This is a genomic window from Pseudarthrobacter sp. MDT1-22, assembly GCF_054511035.1.
Map to the genome: position 1 here is coordinate 13,009 of NZ_JBTNDK010000004.1, position 16,465 is coordinate 29,473.

Here is a 16,465-nt window from a genome sequence, read left to right on the forward strand (position 1 = left end):
GGCTAGGATGGCATCCATGCCTGAGCTTGCGGCGCACGCGCGCGACGTCCCCGTCAACCAGATCCGCGAAATCACCGAGGCCGCCTGGCATACTCCCGGGGCCATCGTCCTGAGCATCGGCGAGCCGGGCTTCGCGCTCCCCCGCCACATCCTGGAAGCCGGCATGGCGTGCCTCGACCGGGACGAAACGAATTACACGCCCAACGCCGGCATCCCGGCCCTCCGTGAAGCGTTCGCCACCCGGTTCCGTGAACGCGCCGGACTCAACACCGGCCTCGGTGCCGAGCGCGTCTACGTGGTGGACGGAGCGCAACAGGGCCTGCACTTCGCCATGAGCCTCCTGCTCTCCCCCGGCGACGAAATCCTGATCCCGAACCCCGGCTACCCCACGTTCGCCATGACCAGCCGGCTCCTGAATGCCGTGCCGGTGGGCTACCCGCTGTATCCCGAGCATGACTTCCAGCCGCGGATCCAGGACATTGAAGCGCTCATCACGGACCGGACCCGGGTGCTCATCCTGAATTCCCCGTCCAACCCGCTGGGCGCCGTCCTCGGCGAGGACCTGACCCGGCAACTTGTGGACCTGGCCCGCAAGCGCGATCTCTGGATCATTTCCGACGAATGCTACGAGGCCTTCACTTACGACGTCCCCCACGTCAGCCCGGCCCGGTTCGACAGCGACGTGCCCGGCGAGGCGCGCGTGTTCACGTCGCTGACTCTCTCGAAGACGTACGGCCTCACCGGCCTGAGGATCGGCGCCCTGGTCTGTCCGCCGGGGCTGGAGCAGAAGATGAACAACGTGATGGAAGCGATTGTCTCCTGCGTTGCCTCGCCGTCGCAGTACGCCGCGCTCGCGGCACTGACAGGCCCGCAGGACTACGTCGGTCACGCCCACGACCACTACCGGGCCAACCGGGACGCGGCCTCAGCAGTGCTGGAGGACAAGCGAATCCCGTACCTGAGTGCACAGGGAGCCTTCTATCTGTGGGCCAACGTCTCCCATGTCAGCGACGGGGACGTCCGCAGCTGGGCCCGCAGGTTCCTGGCCGATTCCGGCGTTGCGCTTGCGCCGGGAACTGCCTTTGGCTCGATCGGCGAGGGCTGGGTACGGATCGCGCTGTGCGGTACCCGCAACGATTTGGTGGAGGGTGTCGGCAGGCTGCCTGAACGCCAGGATTCATGATCCGGCACCTGGTTAGTAATCCTTGCGTTTCGTGTTGCGGCGCCACGCGTCAAACGGAGCGTCCGACGCCGGAATGGCGGTTTGGGCGACCGGCAGAAGTTCCGGACGCGTGCCGTTGAAATACTCGTAGAACACGGCGTCGTCGAAACCGGCCGCGGCTGCACCATGGCGGTCGGCCGCAAAATAGACTCGATCAATCCGCGCCCACAGTGCGGCTGACAGGCACAGCGGGCACGGCTCGCAGCTGGTGTAGAGCACGGCGCCGCTCAGGTCGAACGTGGCGCCTGCGGCTGCCGCAGCGCGGATTGCCACCACTTCGGCATGCGCGGTGGGGTCGTTGTCCCGGGTGACCCGGTTGGTGCCTTCATGGACCCGCCCATCCGGGGTCACAACCAGCGCACCGAACGGGCCGCCACCGTCGGAGACGTTCCGGACAGCCAGCTCAATGGCCTGTTCCAGGTATCGGGTGGCCTCGTGGTTGTCGCTCGCCTGCGTCATAACTAGATCCTAGCCATGACCCAGGTTTTCCGGTTCAAAATAGGGGGCACATTAGGGGGAAATGCCGTCGACGTCATTGCTTTCGCGGGACTAACCTAGCGCCGGGGGCAGTTCGGATCGCTTTGACTTGGTCTCAGGCCAGGCCCCGGCGACGGGGTGCACGTCAACTCCGGAGGATCCAATGAACAAGAAGTTTCCGATCGTCGCGTGCCTGGCAGCAGCGGCGATGATCATCCCCGTCGCGCCCGCCACGGCTAAGCAGAAACCGTCCGGACCCGAAACCCTGGCGGAGCACCTGATGACGCCGTTGAGCCTGGCCTTGGGTCCTGGCAAGAGCGTCCTCATCACGCAGAACTTTGCGGGCACGCTGGACCGCGTCGAGGATGACGGGCAAACGACCAACGTTTACACGAATGCGGGCTGGGACGTTGGCGGTGTTGAGACACGGGGCACCACCACGTTTTTCGTCGAAAGCGTCGGGGGAGGCGGCGGAGATCCCACAGCACTGGCCGGCTATTTGAAGTCAATCGACAGGCGCGGGGAGGTCAGGACCATTGTGGACCTCGCGACCTACGAGCGTCAGAACAACCCGGACGGATTCCAGGACTACGGCTTCGGATCCGACGTGACCGCCGAGTGCCTGGCCCAAATTACGGCGCCGTTCCCGCCGGCACAATACTCCGGGGCGGTCGACTCACACCCCTATGCCGCAGCGGTTCATGGCAATACCGTCTTCGTGGCCGACGCCGGGATGAATGCCATCCTCAAGGTCAACGCCGCCACCGGGGAGACTTCCACCCTCGCGGTCCTGCCTCCGCGTCCGGCGGAAGCCACTGCAGAGGCTGCCTCGGCTGTTGGCTTCCCGTCCTGCGTTGTCGGACACGACTACGCATTTGAACCGGTGCCCACCGATGTAGAGATCGGCCCCGACGGCTGGCTGTACGTCTCGTCGCTGCCGGGCGGTCCGGAGGATCCTTCCCTGGGCCACCGCGGTGCCATCTTCCGGGTCAATCCATGGACCGGGGCGATCCACCTGTGGGCCGATGAGATCCTGAGCCCCACGGGCATAGCCGTATCCGGCAGTGGGGACGTCTACGCAGCTTCCATGTTCGGCAATGAGATCGTCAGGATCGACGCCTGGACCCGCGAACAGTCACAGTTCCTGGCCGTCGACGGTCCTGCCGCGGTGGAGCTGAGAGGGAAAACCCTCTATGCCACAGCCGGTTTCAGCTTCGCTGACCTCACCGCGGGAACGGTCCTGAAGGCCAGTATCCGGTAGGAAACGCAGGGAACATCCCGCAGACGAAAAAGACCCGGACCCAACTTCGGGTCCGGGCCTTCTTCGCGTCAAGCTACTTGTTGGCGTCTTCGTCGAGGTCTTCGTCGTCGGTGAGGTCAATATCCTCTTCGTCGAAGTCGTCCTCATCGATCTCCACATCGGCGGGAATGTCGCTCTTGTACGGGTCGGCCTCGCCGGCGTGCTTGGCGTTTTCGGCCAGCGCAGCCACCTCGGCGTCGCGCTTCTTGGCGGCCCGGAGCAGGTCCTCCAGGTTTGAGGCAACGACGGGGATCTGGTCCGCCACAAATTCAAGCGTCGGCGTCAGGCGGACAGTCACGTTGCGCCCCACCTCCTGGCGGAGCACACCCTTGGCCTTCTCCAGGCCCTTGGCAGCATCGGCCTGCACAGCCTGGTCGCCGAAAACGGTGTAGTAGATCGTGGCATGCTGCAGATCATTGGTCACCCGGGCATCAGTAACAGTAATGCCCTCCAGCCGAGGATCCTTAACCTTCCGGCCCAAGGCCTCAGCAACAACAACCTTAATCCGCTGCGCCAACTTGGCAGCCCGTGCGGGATCAGCCATTTCCACTCCTAAAAATTTGGGATGTACGACGGCGGCCAAATGGGCCACGTCGCACGTTTCAGTTATCTGCCACGCACTAAAGGCGAGTCTACGACGGACTCCCGTTGGGTTTTTCCGGCGGCCCTTTGGAGCCGTTGAGGGGGCCCGGGAGTGGCATCGGGCCTGCCGGAGACGGACGGCCAACGATCGTAGATCGCTGGCCGTCCGTCGTAGGGGCGGGGCCCCCTCTGCGGCGGAAAGGGCGGGGTCGCCGGAAAAATCCGACGCCCCCGACCCGTCAAGCAACGAACCCTAGACGCGCGGCTTTTCGCGCATCTCGAAGGTCTCGATGATGTCGCCCTCGGTGATGTCGTTGAACGAACCAAGACCGATACCACACTCGAAGTCCGTGCGGACCTCAGTGGCGTCGTCCTTGAAGCGCTTGAGCGTCTCAACGGTGAGGTTCTCACCGATGATCTTGCCGTCGCGGCTGATGCGCGCCTTCGTGTTGCGTCGGATGATGCCCGAGCGAACGATGGAACCGGCGATGTTTCCGAACTTGGAAGAGCGGAAGACTTCGCGGACCTCGGCGGTGCCCAGCTGGACCTCTTCGTACTCCGGCTTGAGCATGCCCTTGAGGGCCATCTCGATGTCATCGATTGCTGCGTAGATGACGGAGTAGAAGCGCATGTCCACGCCTTCGCGGTCTGCCAGTTCGGCAACCCGCTCGGCAGGCTTGACGTTGAAGCCGATGATAACGGCGCTGTCGACCGTTGCCAGGTTGACGTCGTTCTGCGTGATAGCACCAACGCCGCGGTGGATGACGCGCAACTGCACGCCTTCGCCGACGTCGATCTTGAGCAGTGCGTCTTCGAGGGCTTCCACGGCACCGGACACGTCACCCTTGAGGATGAGGTTGAGGGTGTCGATCTTGCCGTCGGCCACGGCCTGGTCGAAGTCTTCCAGGCTGATGCGCTTGCGGCGCTTGGCGAGGGCGGCGTTGCGGTCGGCTGCTTCACGCTTCTCGGCGATCTGGCGGGCGGTGCGCTCGTCAGCGGTCACAAAGAAGGTGTCGCCGGCGCGCGGCACGTTGGACAGACCCAGAACCTGCACGGGGCGGGACGGGCCGGCCTCGGTCAGGACACTGCCGTCGTCGTCGAACATGGCGCGGACGCGGCCGTGAGCCGTACCGGCCACGATCGTGTCACCGACACGCAGGGTGCCGGACTGCACCAGGACGGTGGCCACGGAACCGCGGCCCTTGTCCAGGTTGGCTTCGATCGCGATACCGCGGGCGTCCTTGTTCGGGTTGGCGCGCATGTCCAGGGCAGCGTCCGCGGTGAGCAGGACAGCCTCGAGCAGCTCGTCAATGTTGAGGTTCTGGCGGGCAGAGACCTCCACGAACATGGTGTCGCCACCGTATTCTTCGGGAACCAGGCCGTACTCGGTCAGCTGGCCGCGGACCTTCTCCGGGTTGGCGCCTTCCTTGTCGATCTTGTTCACAGCCACCACGATCGGCACATTTGCAGCCTGCGCGTGGTTGAGTGCCTCAACGGTCTGCGGCATTACGCCGTCGTCCGCTGCGACCACCAGGATGGCGATGTCGGTGACCTTCGCACCACGAGCACGCATGGCGGTGAACGCCTCGTGGCCCGGAGTATCGATGAAGGTGATCTTACGGTCGATGTCTTCGTGGGTGTGCGTGACCTGGTAAGCACCGATGTGCTGCGTGATGCCGCCGTGCTCGCCCGCCATAACGTCGGACTTGCGGATGGCATCGAGCAGGCGGGTTTTACCGTGGTCAACGTGGCCCATAACGGTGACAACCGGAGGACGTGCCTCAAGGTCTTCGTCGCCTTCGGCTTCGAGTTCTGCTTCGAAGTCGATGTCGAAACCGGAGAGCAGCTCGCGCTCCTCGTCCTCCGGCGAGACAACCTGGAGCTTGTAGCCAAGCTCCTCGCCGAGCAGTGCGAAGGTCTCTTCATCCAGCGACTGCGTGGCCGTGGCCATTTCGCCGAGGTGGAAGAGGACCGTCACCAGTGCTGCGGGGTTCGCCTCGATCTTGTCGGCGAAGTCCGTAATGGACGAGCCACGGCGAAGTCGGACTACGGTGTTGCCGTCGCCGCGGGGTACGCTCACGCCACCCAGCGACGGGGCACTCATCTGCTCGAGTTCCTGGCGCTTGGCACGCTTCGACTTGCGCTGCTTGCCGCGGCCTGCGCCGCCCTTACCGAAAGCACCCTGGGTGCCACCGCGACCGCGGCCACCCTTGCCGAAGCCACCGCCGGCCGGAGCGCCGCCACCGGCACCCGGTGCGCCACCGGTGCCTGGAGCGCCACCCGGACGTCCGGGACCACGGGCGCCGCCACCGGGACGGCCTGCACCAGCGGGTGCGGGACGCTCAGTGCGGTTGGGCATCATGCCCGGAGTAGGACGGTTTCCACCGGCACCCGCGGTACGCGGACCACCAGCGCCGCCGGCGCCTGCTGCGGGACGCGGACCACCCGGACGGGGGCCACCGGCACCGGCTGCGGGACGCGGACCACCCGGACGGGGACCACCGGCACCGGCCGCGGGACGCGGACCACCCGGACGGTCGCCGTCGGGACGGCTTCCACCCGCGCGGGGCATGCCCTGCGAAGGAGCGAACGGGTTGTTACCCGGACGGGGAGCACGCTCTCCGTCGCCACCGCGGCCGCGGGGCATGCCCTGGGACGTGGCGAACGGGTTGTTGCCCGGACGGGGACCGCCGGGACGCGGTGCGGAGCCGCCCTGCGAACCACCCTGTGTTGATCCGCCGGAGCGGGTCGGTGCGGCCGGGGCTTCAGCCTTCGGTGCCGGACGGGCACCGGGCTTGGCGCCGGTGGACGGTGCGCTTGCGGCCGGGGCTGACGCAACCGGTGCTGCGGCAGGTGCTGCCGGAGCTGCGGAAACGGCAGCGGGTGCAGCCGGAGCCGCAGCAGCTGGTGCCGCCGGGGCTGAGGGAGCTGCGGGGCCCGGAGCAGGTGCTGCCGGTCGTGTGTCGGCCGACGGGGCAGGCGCCTTGGGCGCGGCTGCCGGAGCTGCGGTCTTGGCAGCTGCGTCGGGGTAGGCGTTGCGGAGTTTCCGCACCACCGGGGCCTCAATGGTTGAAGAAGCGGAGCGAACGAATTCGCCCAGTTCCTGCAGTTTGGTTACTGCATCTTTGGAAGTAATACCGAGCTCTTTAGCAAGCTCGTGTACGCGGACCTTGGCCACATTTCTCCTGTCTCGGTCCGCACCGAGCCAGGCACGAACCGTCTACTTCTTACTGCGGGCCCCAGCCGCGGTTGCAACTACAGGGCCCATTGCAGAGCGCAACAAAGTTGTCATCGTTGCGCACTCATCGCTGGGAACTCATCGGGTTTCCATCAGTTTTCTGACCCGCTTTCAGGTTGGACGGTTTTTGCTGCAGCTACCAGGGGTACCTGCAACGGGCCGGCGTCCTGCTTGCCTGCCATGATCCGGCGTTCGACGGCGGTGGACCCGGTTGCGCCGTTGAGGGCCCTTCCGAATGCTCGCCGCTTGACCGCCAGGGCCAGGCACGCTTCGCTGGGGTGCAGCCATGCACCCCTGCCAGCCATCCGGCGTCGTTCGTCTACCAGCACTGCGGTGGAACCGCTGCCTTCGGCGACGAGCCGGAGTAACTCAGACCGCGGTGCCTGCTTCCGGCATCCGATGCAGGTACGCTGCGGTTGATCCTCGGTGTGAAGCACTTCTGCCACGGTGAGTATCTTCCTGACGTTCATAACTGCCGGCCCTGAGGCCCCAACCGCATCGGCGGAACGGGAATTCTCAGGGCACACGAATACCGGCCGTTAGGCGCGGTCATGTCTATTCTAGCCCCTCCGGGCAGTTCTGCCCGAAACCGGGGCTTCGGCCGGAGGTATCCGCCGCCGGCCGAAGCCCCGGAACCGGATTAGCTTTCGCGCGCCGGGGCAGCGTCCGAGACAATATCGATTCGCCAGCCCGTCAGCTTGGCCGCCAGCCGGGCGTTCTGGCCCTCTTTGCCGATGGCCAGCGAGAGCTGGTAGTCCGGGACCACCACACGCGCGGAGCGGGTGGCCTCGTCCACGATAGTGACCGAATTCACACGCGAAGGGGAGAGTGCACTGGCAATAAACGTTGCCGGATCCTCGCTGAAGTCGACGATGTCGATTTTTTCGTCGTTCAGTTCCGTCATAACGGCGCGGACGCGGGAACCCATTTCGCCGATGCAGGCGCCCTTGGCGTTGATGCCCTGGGTGTGGGCCTTGACCGCGATCTTGGTACGGTGGCCGGCCTCGCGGGCCAGTGCCACGATCTCCACAGAGCGGTCCGCGATCTCCGGGACCTCCAGTTCGAAGAGCTTCCGGACGAGGCCCGGGTGTGAACGGGACAGGGTGACGGACGGGCCCTTGGTGCCGCGGTGGACATCGATAACGATGGCGCGGAGCCGGTTGCCGTGGATGTACTTCTCCCCCGGCACCTGTTCGGGCGGCGGCAGCAGGGCCTCCACCGAACCCAGGTTGACCTGGATCATGTGCGGGTTGTTGCCCTGCTGGATCAGGCCGGCCACAAGTTCACCCTCGCGGCCCTTGAACTCACCCAGTATGGCGTCGTCCTCGACGTCGCGCAGGCGCTGCAGGATGATCTGGCGTGCGGTGCTCGCCGCGATACGGCCGAAGCCGGCAGGCGTGTCCTCGAACTCGCCGATGGGGGCGCCGTCGTCGTCGATCTCCACTGCCCAGATGGTTACGTGGCCGCTCTTGCGGTCCAGCTCGGCCCGGGCCTTCTCGAAGGCGCCGGGCGATTTATGGTACGCCACCAGGAGCGCCTGCTCGATGGTGGGGATCAGGAGGTCCAGCGGAATTTCGCGCTCACGCTCCAGTAGTCTCAGCGCGCTCATGTCAATATCCATCAGGCCTCCTCAGAAGGTCCATTGTGCTCAGGTTCCAGACCAGCTTCTTCGAGGTGGCTGAATTCGATCTCGACTTTTCCGTTACGGATCCTGTCGAAAGGAAGAATCTGGGGCTCGCCCTGCTTGGGCTTCATGCCCTTCTTGACGGCGATCTCCGGGATGATGGTGACGCCGGAATCGTCCACGGACTGGACCCTGCCGGTGACGTTTTCGCCCTGGATGACGTTGACCTTGACCAGCCGGCCCCGGGCGCGGTGCCAGTGCCGGACTTCGGTGAGGGGACGCGCGACGCCCGGGGAGGAAACCTCGAGGTCGTAGGGGCGCCCGTCGTCTGCGGGATCATTGTCCAGGACGTCGGAGAGGACCCTGGAGATGTCAGCGATGACATCGAGGTTTACGCCGCCGGTTTCCTCCTGCGGCAGGTCAACCACCACGTGGACCACGCGGTGTGAACCGGCCAGGATGGTTACGTCCTCGAGGTACAGGCGGTTGGCCTGGACCGCCGGTTCCAACAGCGCCCGGAGCCTGACGGCTTCGGGATTGTTGGCGGGCGCAGCAACAGCGGTACCCGTTCCGGTAGCGTCTGATGAAGTCGTGGCTTCTGCATTACTCACGATGCCGGCCGCCTTCCAATAGATGATGTTGTGACTACTAGCCTAACGATTTTCCGGCCACAGTGGTGCACGAAGATTCGCATCAGGCGTGAGAACATGGTCTGTTGTGAAAGACGACACGCAGGAATCCGGCGGCCGCAGGCGTTATTTCCAGTACGCCGTTTTTGCGCTGGCCGCCCTTCTGGTGGTGAGCCTCGGATTGGTGCTCATCCCCCGCGAACCGTCCCCGCCTGCGGCGCCGCCGTTTTCCGAGCAGGCAAGGGCATCCGCGTTCGCGGATTCCCTGAACCTCAGGGCCGCTGGCCTGGACCTCGAAGGCACTGCCGGCGCCACTGCGCCGGCCCCACAAGCGGCCGCCCTTGCCCGGATTGTGACTTTGCTGACTGTCCAGGCCCGCGCGTTGATGCTGCCGGCTGATGCGGCCGGCGATCCTGCCCTGGACCGTGCGGCTACTGCCCCCGTCCCTGCCCCGTCCACGGCGCTGGCCACCGTCACGCGGCCGTCCACCACCGCGGACTTCGCCGCTGCCCTCCAGGCAAGCGGGGCACAGCGGCTCCACGATGCCGAAACGGCCGACGGCGGCATGGCCCGCCTTCTCGCCGGCACCGGAACTGCCCAGCTTCTGGCTGCAGAGGACCTGGCCTCGGCGACCGGGATTGCGTTGGCTGCGCTCCCGGGGTCTGGCCCCTCCTCCCCCGCATCGCCGGCGCCCACACTGCCTGTTTCGGCATCAGTAGCCGCCGGCTGTGCCGGCGAAGCAGCCGACCCCGCCGCCAGCACTGGCGCGGACCTCGGCTCAGCCTTGGCCTCGGCCGTGCAGGGCGAGCTGGAACTGGTCTACGCGTACCAGGCCGCGCTGACCAGGCTTAACTCCGGGGCCGCTGCTCCGGCGTCGACCTTCCTGGCCCAGCACGGCGTCCTCCGGGGCGAAGCGGAGGCCATGGGCAGGTCCCGCTGCGCCACGGTACCCCCGAGGCAGCCCGGCTATGTCCTGAGCCCGGCGTTCCTGGCCGACCCTGCAGCGGGGCTGGGAACCCTGGAGGCGGGGACACTTCCGGTACTCGGCGACGTGGTGGCGCTCAGCGAGGGGCGCGAACGCGTATGGGCACTCTCAGCACTTCAGTCGGCGGCCCGGCGGACCGTCCATTGGCGTGCGTCGCCAGGCCCGGTCCCCGGCATGGTCCTGGACGAAGCACTCCTGCCGCCACTGCCGGAGCCTGTATCAACTCCGGGGACTTCCACAACCAGCACTCCCGGCAATTCGTAGCCAAGGCACGGCACACTGGCCAGGCGCAGGCACTAATGCTTTGCTGGAGGCATGGACAGTGCCGGCGCCCCCGCCCTTCATGAGAATGAGCCCCACCAAAACGACGTCGCCCAGCGCCTGAACTGGCTGCGAGCCGGCGTGCTGGGTGCCAATGACGGCATCGTCTCGGTCGCCGCAATCGTGGTGGGCGTCGCCGGTGTCACCACGCAGTCCGGACCGATCCTCGTCGCCGGCACGGCCGGCCTGGTGGGTGGAGCTGTATCCATGGCCTTGGGCGAGTACGTGTCCGTCAGCAGCCAGAAGGACAGCCAGCGGGCCCTGATCGAAAAGGAGCGCCTGGAACTGCAGGAACAGCCGGAGGAAGAGCTGGAGGAACTCGCGGCGATCTACCAGGGCAAGGGGCTGAGCCTGGACACAGCAAGGAAAGTAGCGCGGGAGCTGACGGCCCACGATGCCCTGGGCGCGCACCTCTCCGCCGAACTGAACATCGACGAAACAGACATTGTGAGCCCCTGGAATGCAGCCTTTGCTTCGGCGATTGCGTTCGTCACCGGCGCCATCCTGCCGATGGCCGCCATCCTGCTGCCGCCGGAGAACATCCGGGTCCCCCTGACGTTCGCGGCCGTGCTGGCGGCACTCGCTGCCACCGGGGCGCTGGGCGCCTGGATCGGCGGCGGTTCGAAGCTGCGGGCCGCCGCCAGGGTGGTGGCGGGCGGGGCTTTGGCCTTGGCTGCCACGTTCTCCATCGGCAACCTGCTTAGCGCAAGCGGCGTCCTGTGAGTGTCCAGATTGGCGTGCCGATCCCGCCAGCCCTCAGCGGGCGTTTCAGCCACAGCAGCGCGGGACGGGCCTGGCTTTCCTCCCTCCCGGGACTGGTGCAGGGGCGGCTGGAGCATTGGGAACTGGCTGTTGACCTGGAAGCCGGCGCCCTCCCGTGGCATGGCCACGGCGGCGTGGTGGTTCCAGTCCGCCGGACGGACGGGACACCGGCGGCGCTCAAGATAGCGTTTCCCCACGATGAGGCACGGATGGAACGCCATGCGCTGGCACTCTGGGGCGGCTCCGGCGCCGTCCGGCTGTTGGAATCCGACGCCGGAACGTGCGCCATGCTGCTGGAGCGGCTGAATCCGGACTCCTCGCTCCAGACCCTTCCGCTGGATCAAGCGGCGGTGGCGTGGGGCGGCACCATGCGGCAGTTGGGCCTGGTGCCGGACGGCCGGCCGCAGTGGCAGGAGTTCGATCACATCGCCGGGCGGGCCGAACAATGGAGCGACGACCTGCCCGCCGACTGGGAACAGCAGGGCCGCCCGTTCCCGCGCTGGCTACTGGAGGCGGCCCTGGAAGTCTGCCAGACCCGCGGCGCCGTTGGCCGCCGCTCGGGCCGCGATGTCCTGGTCCATACGGACCTGCATTTCCTGAACATCCTGGCCCGGCCCCACACCATCAGCGGAGGGCTGCCCGGGGAGGCCTTCGTCGCCATCGACCCGCAGCCCATGATCGGCGAACCGGAGTTCGCGGTGGCACCGCTGCTGTGGAACCGTCTCGGCGACCTGCCCCGGAGCGATCCGGCCGGAGGGTTGAGGCGGCGGTGCCAGGACTTCAGCGCCGCGGCCGGCCTCGACGCCGAAGCTGCGCGCCAGTGGGCCGTGGCACGCGAAGTGGAGAACGCCCTCTGCTACGCGTCCTTGCCGCGCCACCAGGGAGATCTGGCCCGGTCACTCTGGGTGGCCAGCACCCTTGCCGGGCGGACCCTCGATGGTCTCCCCTCGGCGCACGCCCTGCCTGAGCCGGGGCAGGGCGACAGCTGAGCGGCGGGTGCCCTCCCGGGCAGGACGGATGTATTCCGTGCGGGACAGTGCCTCCCCGGTGGTCGGATGGGGCCTCGCCGGCGGTCAGCCCGCTGCCCGGACAGCCGCCAAAGCGGAGCTGACCGCCTCGACTGCAGTGCCGACGTCGTCCGCGTCAGTGCTCCAGTTACTGACCGAGACGCGCAGGACATCCCTGCCCCGCCAGTGTGAACCGGACATCCAGACCTTGCCGTCCTCGATCACGCGGGCTGTCACGGCGCGCGTGGTGGCATCGTCCCCGAAGGCGAGCGAAACCTGCGTGTAGTCCACCGTGTTGAGTACCTCGACGCCGTCCAGTGCTGACAGCTGCTCTGCCAGTTGCGAGGCGCGCAGCACTAACTCGCGGACCTGGCTGGCCACGCCGTCCCGGCCCAGTGATCTCAGCGCCGCCCACACCGGTACGCCGCGGGCGCGGCGCGAGAGCTCCGGCGCTTTTTCAAACGGGTCGCCCGGGCCCTCGACATCGTGGATCAGGTAGCTGGTGTGCTGCAGTCCCATGGCGCTGCGTAGCGCTGCTGAATCCCTGACGATGGCAATACCGCAGTCATACGGGACGTTGAGCGTCTTGTGGGCGTCGGTCCCCCACGAATCGGCCAGCTCCATGCCGTGGGTGAGGTCCACGAATTCCGGCACGGCCGCGGCCCACAGCCCGAACGCGCCGTCCACGTGCACCCAGGCGCCATGCCGCCGGGCAACCTCGATGGCGGCGTCGAAGGGGTCGAAGGCTCCGGAGTGGAGGTTGCCGGCCTGGAGGCAGACCAGCGCGGGCCCGGACCCTTCCGACAGCAGGCGGTCCAGCTCCACCGCCAGCAGCCTGCCTTGGCCATCTGCGGGGACCGCGACGGGCCGGCCGAGGCCGAGGTACCGCAGGCCCAGGTCAATGGTCTCGTGGCGCTCCTGGCCCACAAAGCACCGGATCCGCGGGGCGCCTGCCAGGCCATCGCCGTCGAGGTCCCAGCCGGCATCGGCCAGCAACCGCCACCGGGCAGCAGCCAGCCCGGTGAAGTTGGCCATGGTGGCACCCGTAGTGAAGCCGACGTCGGATTCCGCCGGTAGGCCGAGAAGGTCCAGCAGCCAGTGGCCGGCCCCCTCCTCGATGGCGGCTATCGCTGGGGTGGTGTAACGCAGGCCCGAGTTCTGGTCCCAGGCGCTGACCAGCCAGTCGGCAGCCAGGGCGGCAGGCAACGTCCCGCCGATCACCCAACCGAAAAAGCGCCCCGAGGGCATCGCCATCAGTCCCGGTTCGGCCTTGTCCGCCAGGTACTCAACCACAGCTGCGGCGGGCATGCCCTGTTCGGGAAGGGGCCCGCCGAAGTCAGCCTCGAGATCGTGGGCGCTTTGGGCGGGCCCGACGTGCCTGTCCGGCAGGCTCGCCAGCCACTCGGCGGCGCGAGGGGCCGCGACTGACAATGCTTCCGAATAGGGTTCCCCGCCTGCGGACATACCTGCATGGTACGCCCGGCCGGGGGCTGCGGGCGATACCGGCTGCGAGGGTTTCGGCTACCCTATCAGGCTAGGTTTTCCTGCCAGACGTCGACGCCGAGTTTGATGATCAGGGCGCCCACCACCAGCAGGAATACAACGCGGATGAAGCGGCTTCCCTGCTTCACGGCAGTCCGCGCGCCCAGGTAGCCGCCGGCCATGTTGGCCAGGCCCAGCAGCAGCCCGACACCCCAGAGGATTGACCCATGGGGCAGGAAGAACAGCAGGGCGCCGGCGTTGGTGGCCATGTTCACGATCTTGGCTTTGGCGCTTGCCTCCAGGAAGGCATAGCCCATCGCCGAGACGAGCGCGATGATGAGGAAGGAGCCGGTGCCCGGACCAATCAGGCCGTCATAGAAGCCAATCACGGCCCCGATCATGCATGCCACCACGTAGTGCGTGCGGCCATCGTGCCGCAGCACGGTGAGGTCACCGACGTTGGGCTTCAGCGCCGTAAAAAGCGCCACGACGACCAGCGCCACCACGATGATCGGCTTGAAGACACTCGCCGGCAGCGTGGCGGCGAGCACCGCCCCGGCGAAGCTGCCGGCAAGGGCGATCACCGCCATGGGCACGGCTGTCCGAAGGTCCGGTTTCACCCGCCCGTAGTACGTCACCGCACTCGTGGCGGTGCCGAAAATTGACCCCATCTTGTTGGTGGCCAAGGCCTGGACCGGCGTAATCCCGGGTACCAGCAGCATCGCCGGCAGCTGGAGCAGACCGCCGCCACCCACCACGGCGTCCACCCAGCCGGCAGCAAATCCAGCCACCACAATCAGGATGATTGTGGTGAGCTGGATCGACTCGAACCCGGAAATCACCGCCGCAGGTCAGCTGCGGACGGCGGTGACCACATAGTCAACGGCCTTGTCCACGGCCACGTTCTCCGCTTCGCCGCTGCGGCGGTCCTTGATCTCGACAACGCCGTCCACCAGGCCGCGGCCGACGGCCAGGATGGTGGGGACGCCGACGAGTTCCGCGTCGCCGAACTTTACGCCCGGGGAGACCTTCGGCCGGTCATCGTAGATGACGTCCAGGCCGGCGGCCTCGAGTTCCAGGGCCAGCTGCTCGGCGGTGGCAAAGATTTCCTCGCCGCGGCCGACAGCCACTACATGGACATCGGCGGGGGCAACGGCGCGGGGCCAGACCAGACCCTTGTCATCGTGGTTGGATTCGGCCAGTGCGGCGACGGCACGGGTGACACCAACACCGTAGGAGCCCATGGTAACCACCACCTGCTTGCCGTTCTGGTCCAGGACCTTCAGCTCGAGGGCCTCAGCGTATTTGCGGCCCAGCTGGAAGATGTGGCCCATTTCGATGCCGCGGGCCGTCTCCAGCGGACCGGAGCCGTCCGGGGCCGGGTCACCCTCGCGGACGTCGGTGCACTCGATGACGCCGTCCCAGGTGAAGTCGCGGCCGGCAACCAGGCCGTACACGTGCTTTCCTGCTTCGTTGGCCCCGGTGATCCAGGCAGTGCCGCTGACAACGCGGGGATCCACCAGGTAGAGGAGCTTGGTTGAGCTTTCGCTGCCCAGTAGGGGTTGGTCCAGCGTCAGGCCGGGTCCAAGGTAGCCCTTGACTATGAGGGGCTGCTTCTTGAGGTCGTCGTCGTTGGCTGCTTCGAGCGTGATCTCGCCGCCGATGGGCAGGAAGGAACCGATGTTGGCTTCCACGCGCTTCAAGTCAACGCCGCGGTCACCCGGCAGGCCGATGACCACAAGCTGGCGCTCACCAGTGGGCAGGGTGACGGCAAGAACCACGTTCTTGAGGGTGTCGGCGCCCGTCCACGCGCCGCCGTCGGCCTCGCTCCGGGGAGCCAGTTCGTTGGACGCGGCAACCAGCGTATCGATGGTGGGCGTGTTCGGGGTATCGAGGACCTCGGCGGCAGGGGCGTTGCTGAAGTCGATGTCGGCCGGAACAACGGTGGTGACGGCCTCAACGTTGGCTGCATAGCCGCCGGCGGAGCGCACGAAAGTGTCTTCGCCGATCTCGGTGGGGTGCAGGAACTCTTCGCTCTTGGACCCACCCATGGCGCCGGCGGTGGCCGCAACGGGAATGACTTCCAGGCCCAGGCGCGCAAAGATCTTCAGGTAGGCGCCACGGTGGGCGGCGTAGCTGGCGTCCAGGCCTGCGTCGTCCACGTCGAAGGAGTAGGAATCCTTCATGATGAACTCGCGGCCGCGCAGCAGGCCCGCGCGGGGGCGTGCTTCGTCGCGATATTTGTTCTGGATCTGATACAGGCTCAGGGGCAAATCCTTGTAGGACGAGTACAGGTCCTTGACCAGAAGGGTGAACATTTCTTCGTGCGTGGGGGCCAGCAGGTAGTCGGCACCCTTACGGTCCTGGAGCCGGAACAGACCTTCGCCGTATTCGGTCCAGCGGTTGGTGACCTCGTAGGGCTCTCGCGGCAGCAGCGCCGGGAAGTGGACTTCCTGGGCACCGATGGCGTCCATTTCCTCGCGGACGACGGCCTCGACCTTGCGCAGCACACTCAGCCCCAGCGGAAGCCAGGTGTAGATGCCGGGCGCCGCGCGGCGGATGTAGCCGGCCCGGACCAGGAGCCGGTGGCTGGCGACCTCAGCGTCGACGGGATCTTCACGCAACGTGCGCAGGAAAAGCTTGGACATTCTTGTGACCACGGGTGGTTATCCGTTTCTGGGGAGTAGCTGCTGGAAAGCAGAGCCGGGCAATTCTTCTGGGTACTAATCTACCGGCTATCCACGGCACGCCAGGCGGCGGAACCTGAGCCGGCCCAGAGACCGCGGGGGCGGGACGCAATAGAGCCACGCCCGGCATGCAAAGCCCCTGGCCGTAA

Annotated in this window: 14 protein-coding genes; 5 read left to right on the forward strand and 9 right to left on the reverse strand. The window is 66.7% G+C overall.

The annotated features are described in order from the left end of the window. Window positions 1-16 precede the first annotated feature (16 nt). Entirely contained in the window at window positions 17-1,183 is a 1,167-nt protein-coding gene (locus ACX80M_RS04690) for a pyridoxal phosphate-dependent aminotransferase (RefSeq protein WP_252600028.1), read from the forward strand. Between the two features lie 12 nt (window positions 1,184-1,195). On the opposite strand, the gene ACX80M_RS04695 is transcribed toward ACX80M_RS04690, so the two are convergent. Further along, window positions 1,196-1,681, reverse strand: a complete 486-nt coding sequence (locus tag ACX80M_RS04695) for a nucleoside deaminase (protein WP_058929495.1) — start codon at window positions 1,679-1,681, stop codon at window positions 1,196-1,198. 181 nt (window positions 1,682-1,862) lie between these two features. On the opposite strand from ACX80M_RS04695, the gene ACX80M_RS04700 reads away from it, so the two are divergent. Beyond that, window positions 1,863-2,960 carry a ScyD/ScyE family protein gene (locus tag ACX80M_RS04700; RefSeq protein ID WP_459309094.1) on the forward strand — a complete coding sequence of 366 codons (1,098 nt, stop codon included), beginning with the start codon at window positions 1,863-1,865 and terminating at the stop codon, window positions 2,958-2,960. 73 nt (window positions 2,961-3,033) lie between these two features. Here ACX80M_RS04700 and rbfA read toward each other — a convergent pair whose 3' ends face one another. The 5 genes from rbfA to ACX80M_RS04725 all read right to left on the reverse strand — a co-directional run bounded on the left by rbfA (window position 3,034) and on the right by ACX80M_RS04725 (window position 9,054). After that, window positions 3,034-3,543, reverse strand: a complete 510-nt coding sequence (gene rbfA, locus ACX80M_RS04705) for a 30S ribosome-binding factor RbfA (protein WP_104063111.1) — start codon at window positions 3,541-3,543, stop codon at window positions 3,034-3,036. A gap of 291 nt (window positions 3,544-3,834) precedes the next feature. Beyond that, the gene (gene infB / locus ACX80M_RS04710) at window positions 3,835-6,759 is read right to left on the reverse strand and encodes a translation initiation factor IF-2 (RefSeq protein ID WP_252600025.1); all 2,925 of its coding nucleotides are present in this window, start codon (window positions 6,757-6,759) and stop codon (window positions 3,835-3,837) included. 152 nt (window positions 6,760-6,911) lie between these two features. Next, the gene (locus ACX80M_RS04715) at window positions 6,912-7,289 is read right to left on the reverse strand and encodes a YlxR family protein (RefSeq protein WP_252575299.1); all 378 of its coding nucleotides are present in this window, start codon (window positions 7,287-7,289) and stop codon (window positions 6,912-6,914) included. A gap of 170 nt (window positions 7,290-7,459) precedes the next feature. Beyond that, a complete protein-coding gene (nusA, locus tag ACX80M_RS04720) occupies window positions 7,460-8,440 on the reverse strand; it encodes a transcription termination factor NusA (protein WP_058929500.1) in 981 nt (326 codons plus the stop codon). Beyond that, entirely contained in the window at window positions 8,440-9,054 is a 615-nt protein-coding gene (locus tag ACX80M_RS04725; RefSeq protein ID WP_252613667.1) for a ribosome maturation factor RimP, read from the reverse strand. Before ACX80M_RS04725 ends, nusA begins: the two co-directional genes overlap by 1 nt. Before the next feature lie 106 nt (window positions 9,055-9,160). Here ACX80M_RS04725 and ACX80M_RS04730 point away from each other — a divergent pair, with 106 nt between their 5' ends. The 3 genes from ACX80M_RS04730 to ACX80M_RS04740 are packed head-to-tail and all read left to right on the forward strand — an operon-like array spanning window position 9,161 to window position 12,129. Beyond that, the gene (locus ACX80M_RS04730) at window positions 9,161-10,321 is read left to right on the forward strand and encodes a DUF4439 domain-containing protein (protein ID WP_459309098.1); all 1,161 of its coding nucleotides are present in this window, start codon (window positions 9,161-9,163) and stop codon (window positions 10,319-10,321) included. 51 nt (window positions 10,322-10,372) lie between these two features. Continuing rightward, window positions 10,373-11,101: a VIT1/CCC1 transporter family protein gene (locus ACX80M_RS04735; RefSeq protein WP_252564829.1), complete on the forward strand. Its 729-nt coding sequence runs from the start codon at window positions 10,373-10,375 to the stop codon at window positions 11,099-11,101. Next, on the forward strand, window positions 11,098-12,129 hold the full coding sequence (locus ACX80M_RS04740; RefSeq protein ID WP_252607886.1) for an aminoglycoside phosphotransferase family protein: 1,032 nt from the start codon (window positions 11,098-11,100) through the stop codon (window positions 12,127-12,129). The genes ACX80M_RS04735 and ACX80M_RS04740 overlap by 4 nt, the downstream gene beginning before the upstream one ends. A gap of 84 nt (window positions 12,130-12,213) precedes the next feature. On the opposite strand, the gene ACX80M_RS04745 is transcribed toward ACX80M_RS04740, so the two are convergent. The 3 genes from ACX80M_RS04745 to ACX80M_RS04755 all read right to left on the reverse strand — a co-directional run bounded on the left by ACX80M_RS04745 (window position 12,214) and on the right by ACX80M_RS04755 (window position 16,289). Next, on the reverse strand, window positions 12,214-13,611 hold the full coding sequence (locus ACX80M_RS04745; RefSeq protein ID WP_459309101.1) for a pyridoxal phosphate-dependent decarboxylase family protein: 1,398 nt from the start codon (window positions 13,609-13,611) through the stop codon (window positions 12,214-12,216). 65 nt (window positions 13,612-13,676) lie between these two features. Next, a complete protein-coding gene (locus ACX80M_RS04750) occupies window positions 13,677-14,471 on the reverse strand; it encodes a sulfite exporter TauE/SafE family protein (RefSeq protein ID WP_252600020.1) in 795 nt (264 codons plus the stop codon). Between the two features lie 9 nt (window positions 14,472-14,480). Beyond that, window positions 14,481-16,289 (reverse strand): proline--tRNA ligase, encoded by a 1,809-nt coding sequence (locus ACX80M_RS04755; RefSeq protein WP_252600019.1) that lies wholly within the window; start codon window positions 16,287-16,289, stop codon window positions 14,481-14,483. Between the last annotated feature and the right edge of the window lie 176 nt (window positions 16,290-16,465).

Bases quoted from the DNA above. Each gene is read 5' to 3' on its own strand.
- ACX80M_RS04690 (WP_252600028.1), top strand. From the start codon at position 17: ATGCCTGAGCTTGCGGCGCACGCGCGCGACGTCCCCGTCAACCAGATC.
- ACX80M_RS04715 (WP_252575299.1), bottom strand. From the start codon at position 7,289: ATGAACGTCAGGAAGATACTCACCGTGGCAGAAGTGCTTCACACCGAG.
- ACX80M_RS04735 (WP_252564829.1), top strand. From the start codon at position 10,373: ATGGACAGTGCCGGCGCCCCCGCCCTTCATGAGAATGAGCCCCACCAA.
- nusA (WP_058929500.1), bottom strand. From the start codon at position 8,440: ATGGATATTGACATGAGCGCGCTGAGACTACTGGAGCGTGAGCGCGAA.
- rbfA (WP_104063111.1), bottom strand. From the start codon at position 3,543: ATGGCTGATCCCGCACGGGCTGCCAAGTTGGCGCAGCGGATTAAGGTT.
- ACX80M_RS04695 (WP_058929495.1), bottom strand. From the start codon at position 1,681: ATGACGCAGGCGAGCGACAACCACGAGGCCACCCGATACCTGGAACAG.
- ACX80M_RS04700 (WP_459309094.1), top strand. From the start codon at position 1,863: ATGAACAAGAAGTTTCCGATCGTCGCGTGCCTGGCAGCAGCGGCGATG.
- ACX80M_RS04745 (WP_459309101.1), bottom strand. From the start codon at position 13,611: ATGTCCGCAGGCGGGGAACCCTATTCGGAAGCATTGTCAGTCGCGGCC.